The organism is Nocardioides xinjiangensis (genome assembly GCF_017916385.1).
In the GTDB taxonomy this organism is placed as follows: Bacteria; Actinomycetota; Actinomycetes; order Propionibacteriales; family Nocardioidaceae; genus Nocardioides; species Nocardioides xinjiangensis.
Map to the genome: position 1 here is coordinate 129,384 of NZ_JAFMSW010000002.1, position 15,469 is coordinate 144,852.

At 71.8% G+C, this 15,469-nt stretch carries 10 protein-coding genes; 3 read left to right on the top strand and 7 right to left on the bottom strand.

Annotated features, from left to right (window positions below; translation table 11 throughout):
- Nucleotides 1-8 precede the first annotated feature (8 nt).
- The 4 genes from arc to J3P32_RS15500 form a co-directional block, all read right to left on the bottom strand.
- On the bottom strand, nucleotides 9-1,754 hold the full coding sequence (gene arc, locus J3P32_RS15485) for a proteasome ATPase (protein WP_210440949.1): 1,746 nt from the start codon (nucleotides 1,752-1,754) through the stop codon (nucleotides 9-11).
- Between the two features lie 126 nt (nucleotides 1,755-1,880).
- Nucleotides 1,881-2,426, bottom strand: a complete 546-nt coding sequence (locus tag J3P32_RS15490) for a GrpB family protein (RefSeq protein WP_210440950.1) — start codon at nucleotides 2,424-2,426, stop codon at nucleotides 1,881-1,883.
- Complete coding sequence (locus J3P32_RS15495; RefSeq protein ID WP_210440951.1) at nucleotides 2,423-3,382, bottom strand: tRNA (adenine-N1)-methyltransferase; 960 nt, start codon at nucleotides 3,380-3,382, stop codon at nucleotides 2,423-2,425. Before J3P32_RS15495 ends, J3P32_RS15490 begins: the two co-directional genes overlap by 4 nt.
- A gap of 31 nt (nucleotides 3,383-3,413) precedes the next feature.
- Nucleotides 3,414-4,583, bottom strand: coding sequence for a site-2 protease family protein (locus J3P32_RS15500; RefSeq protein ID WP_307807868.1), 1,170 nt, complete (start codon nucleotides 4,581-4,583; stop codon nucleotides 3,414-3,416).
- Nucleotides 4,584-4,672: 89 nt separating this feature from the next.
- Between J3P32_RS15500 and J3P32_RS15505 the strand changes: the two genes are divergently transcribed.
- Nucleotides 4,673-5,623, top strand: coding sequence for a RecB family exonuclease (locus J3P32_RS15505; protein WP_210440952.1), 951 nt, complete (start codon nucleotides 4,673-4,675; stop codon nucleotides 5,621-5,623).
- Between the two features lie 499 nt (nucleotides 5,624-6,122).
- Here the strand turns inward: J3P32_RS15505 and J3P32_RS15510 are convergent, their stop codons facing one another.
- Nucleotides 6,123-6,803 (bottom strand): HAD family hydrolase, encoded by a 681-nt coding sequence (locus J3P32_RS15510; RefSeq protein ID WP_307861722.1) that lies wholly within the window; start codon nucleotides 6,801-6,803, stop codon nucleotides 6,123-6,125.
- Nucleotides 6,804-6,965: 162 nt separating this feature from the next.
- On the opposite strand from J3P32_RS15510, the gene J3P32_RS15515 reads away from it, so the two are divergent.
- Complete coding sequence (locus tag J3P32_RS15515) at nucleotides 6,966-8,387, top strand: GntP family permease (RefSeq protein ID WP_210440953.1); 1,422 nt, start codon at nucleotides 6,966-6,968, stop codon at nucleotides 8,385-8,387.
- Between the two features lie 117 nt (nucleotides 8,388-8,504).
- Here J3P32_RS15515 and J3P32_RS15520 read toward each other — a convergent pair whose 3' ends face one another.
- On the bottom strand, nucleotides 8,505-10,436 hold the full coding sequence (locus J3P32_RS15520; protein WP_307861723.1) for a PAS domain S-box protein: 1,932 nt from the start codon (nucleotides 10,434-10,436) through the stop codon (nucleotides 8,505-8,507).
- A gap of 132 nt (nucleotides 10,437-10,568) precedes the next feature.
- The gene (gene metH / locus J3P32_RS15525; RefSeq protein ID WP_210441600.1) at nucleotides 10,569-14,282 is read right to left on the bottom strand and encodes a methionine synthase; all 3,714 of its coding nucleotides are present in this window, start codon (nucleotides 14,280-14,282) and stop codon (nucleotides 10,569-10,571) included.
- A 207-nt stretch (nucleotides 14,283-14,489) separates the two neighbouring features.
- Here metH and J3P32_RS15530 point away from each other — a divergent pair, with 207 nt between their 5' ends.
- Nucleotides 14,490-15,335 carry a PAC2 family protein gene (locus J3P32_RS15530; RefSeq protein WP_210440954.1) on the top strand — a complete coding sequence of 282 codons (846 nt, stop codon included), beginning with the start codon at nucleotides 14,490-14,492 and terminating at the stop codon, nucleotides 15,333-15,335.
- Nucleotides 15,336-15,469 lie beyond the last annotated feature (134 nt).

Consider the following 15,469-nt stretch of genomic DNA (forward strand, 5'->3'; position numbering starts at 1 on the left):
CGGCCGGCTCACAGGTACTGGCCGGTGTTGGCGACGGTGTCGATGGACCGGCCCGGCTCGGTGCCCTGCTTGCCGGTGATGAGCGTGCGGATGAAGACGATCCGCTCACCCTTCTTGCCCGAGATCCGCGCCCAGTCGTCGGGGTTGGTCGTGTTGGGCAGGTCCTCGTTCTCCTTGAACTCGTCCACGCACGCCTGGAGCATGTGCTGGACGCGGAGACCGCGCTGGGCGGGATTGAGGTCGCTGTCGAGGAAGTCCTTGATCGCCATCTTCTTCGCCCGGTCGACGATGTTCTGGATCATCGCGCCGGAGTTGAAGTCCTTGAAGTAGAGGACCTCCTTGTCGCCGTTGGCGTAGGTGACCTCGAGGAAGCGGTTCTCCTCCGACTCGGTGTACATCCGCTCCACCGTGGCGCGGATCATCGCGTTGACCGTGGCCTCGCGGTCGTTGCCGAACTCGGCGAGGTCGTCGGCGTGCAGCGGCAGCCGCGCCGTGAGGTACTTGGAGAAGATGTCGCGCGCCGACTCGGCGTCCGGCCGCTCGATCTTGATCTTCACGTCGAGCCGGCCCGGGCGCAGGATGGCCGGGTCGATCATGTCCTCGCGGTTGGACGCCCCGATCACCAGCACGTTCTCCAGCGCCTCGACGCCGTCGATCTCGCTCAGCAGCTGCGGGACGATGGTGTTCTCCACGTCGGAGGAGACGCCGGACCCGCGGGTGCGGAACAGCGAGTCCATCTCGTCGAAGAACACGATCACCGGGGTGCCGAGCGACGCCTTCTCGCGCGCCCGCTGGAAGACCAGCCGGATGTGGCGCTCGGTCTCGCCGACGTACTTGTTGAGCAGCTCGGGTCCCTTGATGTTGAGGAAGTAGGACTTCCCCGACGCGCCGGTCTTCTCGGCGACCTTCTTCGCCAGCGAGTTGGCGACCGCCTTGGCGATGAGCGTCTTGCCGCAGCCGGGCGGACCGTAGAGCAGCACGCCCTTCGGCGGCTTGAGCTCGTGGTCGCGGAACAGCTCGGGGTGCAGGTACGGCAGCTCGACGGCGTCGCGGATCGCGTCGATCTGCGTGGTGAGGCCGCCGATCGAGCCGTACTCGATGTCGGGCACCTCCTCGAGCACGAGCTCCTCGACCTCGGACTTCGGCACGACCTCGTAGACGTAGCCGGCGCGGGTGTCGAGCAGCAGGGAGTCGCCCGCCCTGATGGTGACGTCCTCGGCGCGCAGCGGCTCGGCAAGACGTACGACGCGCTCCTCGTCGGCGTTGGCGATGACCAGGGCGCGCTCGCCGTCGGCGAGGATCTCCTTGAGCATCACGACCTCGCCGACCTGCTCGAAGTCGAGCGCGGCGACGACGTTGAGCGCCTCGTTGAGCATGACCTCCTGGCCGCGCACGAGGCCGTCGAGGTCGACGGCCGGGCTCACGCTGACGCGCAGCTTGCGCCCGCCGGTGAAGACGTCGACCGAGTCGTCGTCGTTGCGGCCGAGGAAGGTGCCGAACCCGGCCGGCGGCTGCGCCAGGCGGTCGACCTCCTCCTTGAGCGTGGTGATCTGGTCGCGCGCGTCGCGCAGCGTCTGGGCCAGGCGCTCGTTCTGGCTGGAGACGGCGGCCAGCGAACGCTGCGCGTCGGCCAGGCGGTTCTCCAGGCCCCGGGCGTGGCCCGGCACGTCGTCGAGGCGGCGGCGCAGGTCGGTGACCTCCGCCTCCAGGTAGCGCACCTGGGTGGCAAGTTGCTCGCGGGTCGGCTCCGTCATCTCGCACCTCCTGCTCAGTGACACTACCCACGGATCCGCGGGAGGGAAGGGCACACACGCCTGAGTTGGTCACCGTTTGGCAACGCCGCCGCGTCGGCTGTCCCGATCCGCGGGCGCGGCGCCCCCTCAGCCGGCGTCGTTGACGCGGCGGATCTCCTCGAGCTCGTCGGCGGTGAGCTCCCCCGACGCCGCGAGCACCTGCTGCAGGATCGCCGACTTCCCGGCGACGTAGGTGTCCATGTCCATGGCCGGGTCGGCTGCGAGCGCGCGCTTGACCCCGGCGTACGCGTCGCGCAGGTCGTCGCGGCCGCGCAGGACGTCGCGGACGGCGAGGTGGTTGCGCACCGAGGCGGTGCCGGCGGGGCACACGTAGACGTGTCGGCGCGGCCCGCCCGGGGCGTGGAAGGCCCCCCGGCCGGGGACACCGAGGTCGCCGCGGTGGACGTAGCCGACCGCCTCCAGCGCGGCGACGGCGGCGGGGACCTCCGCGGCGTCGACGACCACGTCGATGTCCAGGACCGGCTTGGCGGCCAGCCCGGGGACCGACGTCGAGCCGACGTGCTCGACGCGCGCCGACGGCACGTCGACGAGGGCCGAGCGCAGGACGGTCGCGACCTCCTCGAACTGCCGCGACCAGTCCGGTGACCAGTCGACGACCTCGACGCCGCTCACGCGCCGTCGGCCGCCTCCGCCGGCGGGACGTCGGCCGGGCGCGGGCCGGTGTAGTCGGGTCCGTACGCTCCGGGCGCGGGTCGCCGGGTCTTGCGGGGCGGCCTCTCCCCCGGCGCCATCCGGCGTGCGGTGACGAGGAAGGCGGTGTGCCCGATCATCTTGTGCCCCGGCCGCACCGCGAGGCCCTCGACGTGCCAGTCGCGCACCAGCGACTCCCAGGGCTGCGGCTCGGTGAAGCCGCCGTGGGCGCGGAGGGTCTCCACGACACGTGAGAGCTGGGTGGTGGTGGCGACGTAGGCACAGATGATCCCGCCGGGCACGAGCGCCTCGGCCACGACGTCGACGCAGCTCCACGGGTCGAGCATGTCGAGGATGACCCGGTCGACCTGGCCACCGAGAGCGGGCAGGCCGTCCTTGAGGTCGCCCAGGCGCAGGTCCCAGGCAGGGTGCGTGTGGCCCTCCGGAGCGGAGAAGAACTGGCCGACGTTGCGCCGGGCGACGTCGGCGAACTCCTCGCGCAGCTCGAACGACGTGACCCTGCCCCACGGGCCGACCGCGCGCAGCAGCGAGCAGGTCAGGGCGCCGGAGCCCGCCCCGGCCTCGACCACGCGGGCGCCCGGGTAGATGTCGGCCAGGGCGACGATCTGGGCGGCGTCCTTGGGGTAGACGACCGCGGCGCCGCGGGGCATCGACACGACGAACTCGTTCAGGAGCGGGCGGAAGACCAGGTACTGGCCGCCGGCCGACGAGGTGACCGTGAAGCCCTCGTCGCGGCCGATGAGCTCGTCGTGGTCCAGGTGGCCCTTGTTGGAGAAGAACCGCTTGCCCGCGGTGAGCTCGAAGTTGTGCTTGCGGCCCTTCTGGTCGGTCAGCCGCACCCACTCGCCCTCGCGAAGAGGACCGCGGTGGACGCCGGACCAGGCCTCGGCGGGGACGTCGGGTGAAGGCTCGGGCATGCCGCGAAGACTAGTGGTCGACGCCGCGTCGTCAGCGCCGGGCGTTCTCCCGGAAGGCGCGATCGACGTCGGCGGTCGACAGCACGCCGTAGATCCGGCCGTCCTCCTCGACGAGGAGGTACTCCTCGGCCGGGCGCCGGCTGATCGCCAGGATGAGGTCCTCACCGGACACGGCGGCCGGGAGGGCGAGGCCGTCCTCCATGGTGCGGGCCACCGTGGAGACCGCCACCCAGGGCCGGCGGTCCGCCGGCATCGCCGTCACGGCGGCCTCGCTGACGATGCCGACCGGCGTGCCGTCGGCGGCGACGGTGACGATGCTGCCGGCCTGCGCCTCCTGCGCACGGCGTACGGCCTCGGCGAGCGGCAGGTCCTCGGGGACGGTGAGCGTGCGCCGGGCGAGGGGTCGCGCGACCAGCGCGGGGAGCCGCTGCCGCAGCCGGGCGTGGGCCATCGCCGCCGTGGCGCCGGTCCACAGGAACAGGCCCAGGATGAACACCAGCACGAGGTCGAGGATCGTCGGCTCGGACCCCGTCAGCGGCTCCTGGACGAGCGGCCACGCCAACAGCGCCAGGGCGGTGAGCCGCCCGCCCCAGCCGGCGACGATCGTGCCGCGGTGCTGGTCGCCCGACGCGCCCCAGACCGCGGACTTCAGCACCCGGCCCCCGTCGAGCGGCAGCCCGGGGACGAGGTTGAGGACCCCGATGAGCAGGTTGGCACCGGCCAGCCCCTCGACCGCGACCCGCAGGAGTCCGTCCGGCACGACGAACCACAGCCCCGCTGCGGCGGCACCCACGGCGATCGACGTCAGCGGCCCGACGACGGCGATCCAGAACTCGTGGCGCGGCCGGCGCGACTGCCCGTCGATCTCGGTCATGCCACCGAGGAAGTGGAGCGTGATCGAGGTGACGCCGTAGCCGAGTCGCTGCGCCGTGACGGCGTGCGAGGCCTCGTGGAGTAGCACCGAGAGGTAGAGCACGACCGCGAAGACGAATCCGGCGACGTACTTCCAGAAGCCCAGCCCCGGCTCCTCCTGCTCGATCCGCGGGGCGAAGGTGAGCGAGATCAGGAGCGCGACGATGAACCAGGAGCTCGTGATGAGCACGTCGATGCCCGCGATCGAGCCGATCCGCAGCGTGCCCCGGGCGCGCGGCGTACGGCGGGGACGCCCCTGGGCAGGGGCCGGATCGGTCGGGTCGGGCACGCTTGAACCCTAACGAACGCCACCCACGGCGCCGGCGCGCAGGAGCGGCGGAGGGCGCTGTCGCACCCCTCGCCTAGGGTGACGGCGTCATGTCGATACCCGTCCCGGCCTCCGTCGTCCCGGCGCCCGCCCCCGCGCCCGCTCGGCGTCCCGTCGAGTCCCCCGCCGAGCGTGTGTCCACCCCCGTCGACGGAGTGGAGGTGCTCGGCGCCCTGTCGCCGAGCCGCGCGAGCGATTTCATGACCTGTCCGCTGATGTACCGCCTGCGCACCGTCGACCGGCTGCCCGAGGAGCCGTCGCCCGATGCCGCCCGCGGCACCGTGGTGCACAAGGTGCTCGAGGACCTCTTCGACCTGCCGGCGTCGGACCGGACCCCGGAGCGGGCCGCCGACATGCTCGCGCCGGCCTGGAGCGACCTTCTCGATATCGAGCCCGCCCTCGCCGACATGTTCGGCGGCGACGGCCCGGACCAGGCGGCATGGCTCGCGTCCTGCCGCACGGTGCTCGAGCGCTACTTCGACCTCGAGGACCCGCGCCGGCTCGAGCCGGCCGAGCGCGAGCTCTACGTCGAGGCGCTGCTCGAGTCCCGGCTCCTGCTGCGCGGGTTCGTCGACCGGGTCGACGTGGCTCCCGACGGCCGGATCCGGGTGGTCGACTACAAGACCGGCCGCAGCCCGGGCGAGGGCTTCGAGGCCAAGGCGCTGTTCCAGATGAAGTTCTACGCCCTCGTCATCTGGCGCCTGCGCGGCATCGTGCCGTCGGTGCTCCAGCTGGTCTACCTCGGCAACGGCGAGATCGTCCGCTACGAGCCCGACGAGCACGACCTGCTCGCCACCGAGCGCAAGGTCGAGGCGCTGTGGCGGGCGATCCGGCTGGCGCAGGAGACGGGCGACTGGCGACCCAGCCCGTCACGCCTGTGCGACTGGTGCTCCTTCCACCAGTACTGCCCGACCAAGGGCGGCACCGTCCCGCCCCTCCCCGAGCCGCCGGCGCCGCTGGCGGGCCGGGCGGACGCCTCGGTCGACGAGTCCGCGGACTGAGCTCCGCCCCTCGCGCCCCACCGCCCGGGCCTCCGCCGCCCGCCTGCCGGCGCCAGCGTGCCAGCCCAGCGTCATGCGGACCCGCACCCATACGTACGCCTTCGTATGACGCCCGCGCGGCTGCAGGCAGCGCCCGCCCGCCCGCCGGGCGCCAGCGTCATGCGGACCTGCACCCATACGTACGCCTTCGTATGACGCCCGCAAGCCACCAAGCGCCAGCGTCATGCGAACCCGCACCCATACGTACGCCTCCGTATGACGCACCCCCGCCATCCGGCGCCAGCGTCATGCGGACCCGCACCCATACGTACGCCTTCGTATGACGCCCGCCCGCCAGGCGCCAGCGTCATGCGAACCCGCACCCATACGTACGCCCTCGCATGACGCACGCGAGCCCCCGCCCGCCGGCGCCAGCGTCATGCGAACCCGCACCCATACGTACGCCTTCGTATGACGCCGGCACGCCCGGCCCGCGGGGGCGACGAGGCGACGCGCCGGGTCAGTCCTCCCGCGCGAGCATCCGCCCCAGCGCGGGCGGGTCGAGCCCGACGAGGGTGTCGGCGAACACGCGCCCGTCCCCCTCGAGGATCGGCACGTGGTTCGGCACGCACAGGACCGTGCAGCCGGCGGCGACCGCCGACTTGGCGCCGGTGTTGGAGTCCTCGATGGCCAGGCACTGTGCGGGGTGCAGGCCGAGCTCGGCGGCGGCGGTGAGGTACGGCTCGGGGTGCGGCTTGCCGAACTCCACGCGGTCGCCGGTGACGACGCTGGCGAAGGTGCCCGCCGGGAGACGCGACAGGATCGGCGTCACGAACCGCTGCCACGACATGGTCACCAGCGCGCAGGGGACGCCGTGCGCGTGCAGGTCGGTGAGCAGCTCGCGGGCACCGGGACGCCACGGGACCTCCTCCTCGACCCGGGCGACCACGCCGTCGAGCAGCTCGTCGACGATCTGCTGAGGCGTCCGGTCGATGCCCATGTGCACCCGGATGTAGTCGCCCGACTCCAGCAGGGCGTTGCCGACGAGGTTCATCGCGTGCTCGTGCGACCACGTCCCGCCGTACTTCTCGGCCATCTCGTACTCGGTGGCGATCCAGTACGGCTCGGTGTCGACGAGCGTGCCGTCCATGTCCCACAGGACTGCGGCGGGCAGGGGGTGCGGCGGCGCCGGGAGGGTCACCCGAGCGACCCTATCGACGTGGGCAGCGGCTCGCGCCGCCGCCCACACCCCGGCCCACACCTCGGCCGCGACTGGTCAAGGCGCACCCAGCACCGGTAGACAGGGGCCACTCGGGAGCCTCTCGAGGATGCGAACACCGTCTGCACATCGTCTGGGGAGCCCATGGTCGCCTTGCACACCGCCGTCGCCATCCTCCTGGTGATCGCGCTCATCATCCGGGTGCGCATCGACCCCGTGATCTCGTTGATCCTCGGCTCGCTCTACCTCGGGCTGGCGGCCGGCGTCGGCTTCGCGGGCACGATCGAGGCGATCACGACCGGCTTCGGCGGCATCATGGCCGAGGTCGGCCTCCTCATCGGGTTCGGCGTCCTCATCGGGTCGCTGCTCCACTCCACCGGCGCGTTCCGCCGCCTGGTCGGGCTGCTGGTCCAGCGGGTGGGTCCGGGCCGGCTGCCGTACGCGCTCACCTCGATGCTCGCGGTGGTGATGCCCTCGATCTACGTCGACGTGCAGGTCGTGCTGGCCGCGCCGGTGGCGCGCTCCGCCTCGCCGTTCATCGGCAAGGTGGGTCTGCCCGTCCTGGCCTCCGCGCTCGGCTGCGGGATCTTCGCCGGCTACGTCTTCGTCATCCCGGGCCTGGCCGCGATCTCGATCGCGGGGCTGCTCGACATCCGGCTCGGCGACTGGCTCGTCTACGGCGTGGTCATCGGCCTCGTCACCGCGGTCGTGTCCACGATGCTGATGCGGCTGCTCTTCCACGCCGGCGGCTTCTGGAACGTCGCGACCGACGAGGAGCCCGACGAGGCGATGATCGAGCAGGAGGCCGCCGACCGCGCCTACCTGACCGGCGAGGCGGGCTCCTCGCAGGAGGCCCTCGCGCAGACCGAGGCGTCCGCGAGCGCCGCCGAGGCCGGTGAGGGCGTACGCCGCCTGCCGCTGCTGGTCCTCCTGCTGCCGATCCTCGTCCCGCTGCTGCTCATCGCCTTCGGCGCGTTCGCCGAGCTCGGCGGTTGGTCCACCGACGTCATCGCGTTCCTCGGCGACGCCAACGTCGCCCTCTTCATCGGCCTGCTGGGGGCCTACACCCTGTCCCGCGCCTCCGCCGGCCCGGAGCGGACCAACGAGGCGATGGAGGACGGCTTCCACACCACCGGCGAGATCCTGCTCATCACCGGCGTGGGCGGCTCCCTGGGCGCGGTCATCGAGGCGACCGGCCTCGACAAGGTGCTCGGCGACCTGTTCTCGGCCGACGCGGGCGCGCCAGTGGTGCTGAGCATCCTGCTCGCGTGGTTCATCGCGGCGGTGCTGCACCTGGCCATCGGCTCGGTCTCGGTCGCGGCGATCACCGCGGCCGGCATCATCGCGCCCGTCCTCGACTCGATCACGGTCTCCCCCATCGTCGTGGGGCTCGCCATCGCGTCGGGCGCGATGTTCGCGCTGCAGGTCAACAGCAACTTCTTCTGGATGTTCAAGTCCCTGCTGGGGCTCTCGACGAAGGGCACGCTCAAGACGCTGACACTCGTCACCTCGGTGGCGTCGGTCGTGTCGCTGCCGCTCGTGATGGCGGCCGCGCTGGTCCTCTGATCAGGCCCTCGCCCCGGGGTCGGGTATTGAGCCAGGCGCGCGGCGGAAACTCTCGGGATCGGTCCGCCGGGTCGCGATCGACTCGAGCAGGACGACCGCGGTCGAGCCGGTCGCCGGTCACCGGTCTCCGGCGTCCAGGGGGAATCGGATGACGAACGTCGTCGGGCTGTCCTCGGCCGGGGGCTGGTAGACGGCGTCGCCGCCGTGGCCCCTCGCGATCTCGCGCACGAGGTAGAGGCCCAGGCCGGTCCCGCTGGTGGCACCGGCCGTGGCGAACCGGTCGAACAGCCGTGGGACCAGCTCGTGGGGCGCGCCCCGGCCGGCATCGGTGACCCGGAGCTCGACCTGGTCGTCGCGCACCGTCGCCGCCACGGTGAACGGCGGGGATCCGTGGCGGACGGCGTTGTCGAGCAGGTTGTCGAGCGCCTGGGCGAGGCGCACCTCGTCGGCACGGAGGACGGCCCCGTCGGGGACGTCCACCTCGACGTGGACGGCGGGGCTCGCGGCCGCCCGCCGCAGCGCGGCGCTCCGCACCAGCTCGCGGAGCGAGACGGTCTCGGCCCGGAAGTGCATGCCGCCGCCCTGCAGCTGCGAGGCCGCGGTCAGGTCGGCAGCCAGCCGGCGGAGCCGGTCCGCGCTGCTCCGGATGCCGCGGAAGAAGCGCTCGCGCTCCTCGGGGGTCATCTGCCGCTCCGACATCTGGAGGGCATGCGCACTGCCGTCGATCACGGCCGTGGGGTTCCTGAGCTCGTGTGCCGTCACGGCGAGCAGCCGCGCCTGCTCGGCCATGGCCTCCAGCCGGTTCTCGGCGTTCTCGCGCTGCTCGGTCTGGTCGCGGGTGATCTTGGCGAAACCGATGTGCCGACCGCGGTCGTCGTGGACGGGGGTGATGACGACGCTTGCCCAGAAACGGCTGCCGTCCTGGCGTACGCGCCAGCCCTCCTCGGCGAACGACCCGTCGCGCAGCGCCGCCTCGAGGTTGCGCTCGGGATGGCCGGTCAGCTGCTCCTCCTCGGGGTAGAACACCCGGAAGTGGCGCCCGACGATCTCGTTCGCCTCGTAGCCCTTGATCCGCCGCGCCCCCGCGTTCCAGCTCATCACCAGCCCCCTGGCGTCGAGCATGAACACGGCGTACTCCTCGACGGCGGCGACCAGGAGGCGGAACTTCTCCTCGGTGCGGTGCAGCTCCTCCTCGGCGGTGCGCTGGGCGGTGATGTCCTGGACCTGCGCGAAGACGTAGAGCATCTGCCCGACCGAGTCGCGGATCGGGACCAGGGTCACGCGGGCGGTGCGCACCTCGGTGGCCCAGGGCAGCCCCGGGATGGGGTGCTCGAACGTCGCCACGTTCTCCTGCGAGGTCCGCAACGTCTCGAGGTGGCGGTCCAGGACGTCGCCCAGCCCACCGGTCAGGCGGCCGTAGTCGACACCGACGAGCTCCCTCGGCTCGCACGACATCAGGTCGGCGAGGGCGTCGTTGGCCCGCACGATCGTGGCGTGCACGGTCAGGGTGGCCATGCCGATCGCTGCTCGGTCGAAGAGCTCGCGGAACCCCTCGACGTGGTCGTCGAGGATCTCCTGCTCCACCCGCGCCACGTCGACGCCCGCCTCGCGCAGCTCCTCGGGGTCCTCGTCCGGCGGAAGAGGGATGTCTGCGACGGCCTCCGCCCCCGCTCCGCGCAGGCTCCGCAGGAGCCGGTCGGGGAGCTCCTCCAGAGGGATCGACTTCTCGATGAGGTCCAGCGCGCCGAGCTCGCGGACCTCCATGGCGAGGTGGTCGCCGCTGAACCCGCTGAACATCACGACCGCTGTGTCCGGCCGCACCGCGAGGATCGACGGCAGCGTCTCGAGACCGTCCATGGCTGCCATCGAGACGTCGAGGAGCACGAGCTCCGGCTCGTGCCGGATCACCAGCTCGATGGCCTGCTCCCCGTCCGCGGCCTCACCGAGGACCTCGAACGAGCCCGAGGCCTCGAGCCGCATGCGCACCAGAGTGCGCACGTCGACCGAGTCGTCGACCAGCACCACCGACACCTTGCCGGGCTCCGCCACCTTCACGATCCTCCATCTGCCGGGCCCACCACACTCTCGCGACCCCGCAGTGTGTACCACGACTCGCCTCCTGCCGCGGTTCCCCCCACGCCCCTTCCCGATGCGCGTCGCCGACACCGAGGGACGGCTCGCTCAGTCCTCCGGGTCGTAGCCGAGGTTGGGCGAGAGCCACCGCTCGGCCTCCGCGAGGGTCCAGCCCTTGCGCTCGGCGTAGTCGGCGACCTGGTCGCGGGCCAGGCGGCCCACCACGAAGTACTGCGACTGCGGGTGGGAGTAGTAGAAGCCGCTGACCGACGCGCCTGGCCACATCGCCATCGACTCGGTGAGCCGGATGCCGGTGTGGTGCTCCACGTCGAGCAGTTCCCACAGGGTGCGCTTCTCGGTGTGCTCGGGGCACGCGGGGTAGCCGGGGGCGGGACGGATGCCGTCGTACTGCTCCTTGATCAGCCCGACGTTGTCGAGGTGCTCGTCGGGTGCGTAGCCCCAGAGCTCCTTGCGTACCCGCTCGTGGAGGCGTTCGGCGAAGGCCTCGGCGAGGCGGTCGCCCAGCGACTCGAGGAGGATCGCGCTGTAGTCGTCGAGCTCCGCGCGGTAGGCGGCGACGCGCTCGGCGAGGCCGTCACCCGCGGTCACCGCGAAGGCGCCGACGTGGTCGGGCAGGCCCGTCTCCCGGGGTGCGACGAAGTCCGCCAGGGAGCGGTTGGGCACGCCGTCGCGGTGCTCGCCCTGCTGCCGGAGCTGGTGCAGCACGGCGCGGACCTCGCTGCGGTCGCTGCCGAGGTAGAGCTCGATGTCGTCGCCGACCGAGTTCGCGGGGAAGAACCCGACGACGCCGTGCGCCCGGATCCACTTCTCCTCCACGACCTGGTCGAGCATCGCCTGGGCGTCGTCGTAGAGCTTGCGGGCCGCGGGACCCGAGCTCGGGTTGTTGAGGATGTCGGGAAAGGCGCCCTTCATCTCCCACGCGTTGAAGAACGGCTGCCAGTCGATGTAGCGGCGCAGCGTGGCGAGGTCGTAGTCGCGCAGCACCCGCACGTGCTGCGCGACCGGGGTGTCGACGACCGTGGAGACGGCGTGGTCCTGCTGCAGCAGCATGTGGGGCTTGGGCGGGTGGTAGCCCGACCAGTCGATCGGCGTCGCGTTGGCGCGCGCCTGCTGCAGCGTGACGAGCGGCCGGTCGTGCTTGGCCGCGTGGCGCGCCCGCAGGGCGTCGAAGTCGGTCTGCAAGTCGGCCAGGAGCTTCTCGCGCTGCCCGGCGTCGAGCAGGGCGGCCGCCGTCGGCACCGACCGGGACGCGTCCTTGACCCAGACGACGGGGCCGTCGTACTTCTGGTCGATCTTGACGGCCGTGTGGGCGCGGGACGTCGTGGCACCGCCGATGAGCAGCGGGATGTCGAGGCCCAGGCGCTGCATCTCGGCGGCGAAGTTCACCATCTCGTCGAGCGAGGGGGTGATCAGGCCGGAGAGGCCGATGATGTCGGCGTCGACCTCCTGCGCGGCGTCCAGGATCTTCTGCGCGGGCACCATGACGCCGAGGTCGATGACCTCGTAGTTGTTGCACTGCAGCACCACGCCGACGATGTTCTTGCCGATGTCGTGGACGTCGCCCTTGACCGTGGCCATGACGATCGTGCCGTTGGTGTCCTTCGCGGTGGCGAGGGCGGGGTTGTCGAGCTTCTCCTGCTCGATGAAGGGGATCAGGTAGGCGACGGCCTTCTTCATCACGCGGGCGCTCTTGACCACCTGGGGCAGGAACATCTTGCCGGCGCCGAAGAGGTCGCCGACGACGTTCATGCCGTCCATGAGCGGGCCCTCGATGACCTCGATCGGGCGGCCTCCGGCGGCGGCGATCTCGGCGCGGAGCGCCTCGGTGTCGGCCTCGACGTGCTGGTCGAGGCCCTTCACCAGGGCGTGCGTGATGCGCTCGCGCAGCGGCAGCCCGCGCCACTCGTCCTCGGCCTCCTCGACGTCGGCCGCGGCCACGTTGTAGCGCTCGGCGATCTCGAGCAGCCGCTCGGCGGCGTCGGGCCGCCGGTTGAGGACGACGTCCTCGATGCGCTCGCGGAGCTCGGCGTCGACCTCGTCGTAGACGACGAGCGCGCCGGCGTTGACGATGCCCATGTCGAGGCCGGCGCGGATGGCGTGGTAGAGGAAGACGGCGTGGATCGCCTCGCGGACGGGGTTGTTGCCCCGGAACGAGAACGACACGTTGGAGATGCCGCCGCTCACCTTGGCGCCCGGCAGGTTCTGCTTGATCCACCGCGTCGCCTCGATGAAGTCCTCACCGTAGGTCGCGTGCTCCTCGATGCCGGTCGCGACCGCGAAGACGTTGGGGTCGAAGATGATGTCCTCGGGCGGGAACCCGACCTCCTCGACGAGGATCCGGTACGCACGCTCGCAGATCGCCTTGCGGCGCTCGAGGTTGTCGGCCTGGCCGTCCTCGTCGAAGGCCATCACCACGACGGCGGCGCCGTACTTGCGGCACAGGCGCGCGTGCTCGCGGAACGCCTCCTCGCCCTCCTTCATCGAGATGGAGTTGACGATCGCCTTGCCCTGCACGCACTTGAGGCCGGCCTCGATCACCTCCCACTTGGAGGAGTCGACCATCACCGGGACCCGGCTGATGTCGGGCTCGGCCGCGATCAGCTTGAGGAAGCGGTCCATCGCGGCGACGCCGTCGATCATGCCCTCGTCCATGTTGACGTCGATGACCTGGGCGCCGGCCTCGACCTGCTGGGCTGCCACGCCCAGCGCGGTGTCGTAGTCGCCGTCCTTGATGAGCTTGCGGAAGCGAGCCGAGCCGGTGATGTTCGTGCGCTCGCCGATGTTGACGAACAGGCTGTCCTCGGTGATCGTCAGCGGCTCGAGGCCCGAGAGCCGCATGACGGGCTCGTGGGGCACCGGCTCCCGGCGCGCCCGGCCCTCGACCGCCCCGGCGATCGCCGCGATGTGGTCGGGCGTCGTGCCGCAGCAGCCGCCGACGATGTTGAGGAAGCCGGCCTCGGCGAACTCGGCGAGGACGGCGGCGGTCTGCTCGGGCGTCTCGTCGTACTCCCCGAACGCGTTGGGCAGGCCGGCGTTCGGGTAGACGCTGACGAACGAGTCGGCCAGGCGGGAGAGCTCGGCGACGTAGGGGCGCATGTCGCGCGCGCCGAGGGCGCAGTTGAGGCCGACCGCCAGCGGGCGGGCGTGCCGGACGGAGTCCCAGAAGGCCTCGGTGACCTGGCCGGAGAGCGTACGACCCGACGCGTCGGTGATGGTGCCCGAGACGATCACCGGCCAGCGGCGTCCCTGCTCCTCGAAGAGCGTCTCGACCGCGAAGATCGCGGCCTTGGCGTTGAGGGTGTCGAAGATCGTCTCGATCATTAGCAGGTCGGCCCCGCCGTCGACGAGGCCGCGGGCCGCGACGAGGTAGGCGTCGGCCAGCTGGTCGAAGGTCACGTTGCGCGCGCCGGGGTCGTTGACGTCGGGCGAGATGGACGCCGTGCGGGTCGTGGGGCCGAGCGCGCCCGCCACCCAGCGCGGCCGCTCGTCGGTGGCCACGGCGTCCGCGGCCTGGCGGGCGAGCCGCGCCGACTCGACGTTGAGCTCGTAGGCCAGCTCCTCGAGACCGTAGTCCGCGAGCGAGATCGCGTTGGCGTTGAAGGTGTTGGTCTCGATGATGTCGGCGCCGGCGGCGAGGTAGTCCTCGTGGATCGCGCGGATCAGTGCCGGCTGCGTGAGGGTGAGCAGGTCGTTGTTGCCGACGAGGTCGCTGGGGTGGTCGGCGAACCGCTCCCCGCGGTAGCCCGCCTCGTCGGGCCGGTCGCGCTGGATCGCCGTGCCCATCGCACCGTCCAGCACCATGATCCGCTCGCGGAGGACTGCCGTCAGCGCGGCGGTGGCGTCTGGGCGGTGCTGCGGCTCCACGGGTGCGTGGCTCCTCTCGGGCTGCGGTGGGTGCCAGCCTAGGACGGGGTCCGACGCGCGGACGTGGTTCCCACATGGTGGCACCGGCGCGTCGGGCGGCGAAATCACGACGGCACGCTGGGCCGCGCGGCCTAGGCTGAGCAGGTGATCGAGTTCGACGACGTGCAGGACCTCGTCTCCCCCGTGGTGATCGCGGCGTTCGAGGGGTGGAACGACGCCGCCGACGCCGCCTCCGGGCTGGTCGACCACCTGATGGAGCAGTGGAGGGCCGAGGTGATCGGAGCGATCGACCCCGAGGAGTTCTACGACTTCCAGGTCAACCGGCCCGTCATCGGCACCGACCACAACGGGCACCGCCGGCTCACGTGGCCGACCACCCGCATCGCGGTGGCGCGGCCGGCGGAGCTCGACCGCGACGTGATCCTCGTGCGCGGCATCGAGCCGAACATGAAGTGGCGCCAGTTCTGCGCCGAGCTGCTCGCCGCGTGCGACGACCTGGGCGCGGAGCTCGTCGTGACGATGGGCGCGCTGCTGGCGGACACGCCCCACACCCGGCCGATCCCGGTCACGGGCACCGCCAGTGAACCCGAGCTCGTCGACCGGCTCGCGCTCGAGCAGTCGACCTACGAGGGTCCGACCGGCATCGTCGGGGTCTTCAACGACGCGTGCACCCAGCTCGACATCCCCGCCGTGTCCTACTGGGCCGCGGTCCCCCACTACGTCGCGCAGCCGCCGTGCCCCAAGGCCACGCTCGCGCTGCTCGGGCAGCTCGAGGAGCTGCTGCAGGCGCCGATGCCGCTGGGCGAGCTGGCCGAGGACGCCAAGGCGTGGGAGCGAGGCGTCGACGAGCTCGCCGCGGAGGACGAGGACGTCGCCGACTACGTGCGCGCCCTCGAGGAGACCCGCGACACCGCCGACCTCCCGGAGGCCTCCGGCGAGGCGATCGCCCGCGAGTTCGAGCGCTACCTCAAGCGCCGCGACACGGACTGACCGCACCGCGTCCCGCTCGCGGTTGGCGTACGCCGACATGCTCGTCGGCGGTCCCGTCGGCGGTGAGTGGCGCAGGTTTCGGACCGTGGGAACGTGCGTCACGCACCGCTGGGCGCCCGGCGTACGCCGAGACG

What these genes read in the sequence shown, in the direction of transcription:
- arc (WP_210440949.1), bottom strand. Translation starts at nt 1,754, where the DNA reads ATGACGGAGCCGACCCGCGAGCAACTTGCCACCCAGGTGCGCTACCTG.
- J3P32_RS15495 (WP_210440951.1), bottom strand. Translation starts at nt 3,382, where the DNA reads ATGCCCGAGCCTTCACCCGACGTCCCCGCCGAGGCCTGGTCCGGCGTC.
- J3P32_RS15505 (WP_210440952.1), top strand. Translation starts at nt 4,673, where the DNA reads ATGTCGATACCCGTCCCGGCCTCCGTCGTCCCGGCGCCCGCCCCCGCG.
- J3P32_RS15515 (WP_210440953.1), top strand. Translation starts at nt 6,966, where the DNA reads ATGGTCGCCTTGCACACCGCCGTCGCCATCCTCCTGGTGATCGCGCTC.
- metH (WP_210441600.1), bottom strand. Translation starts at nt 14,282, where the DNA reads ATGGTGCTGGACGGTGCGATGGGCACGGCGATCCAGCGCGACCGGCCC.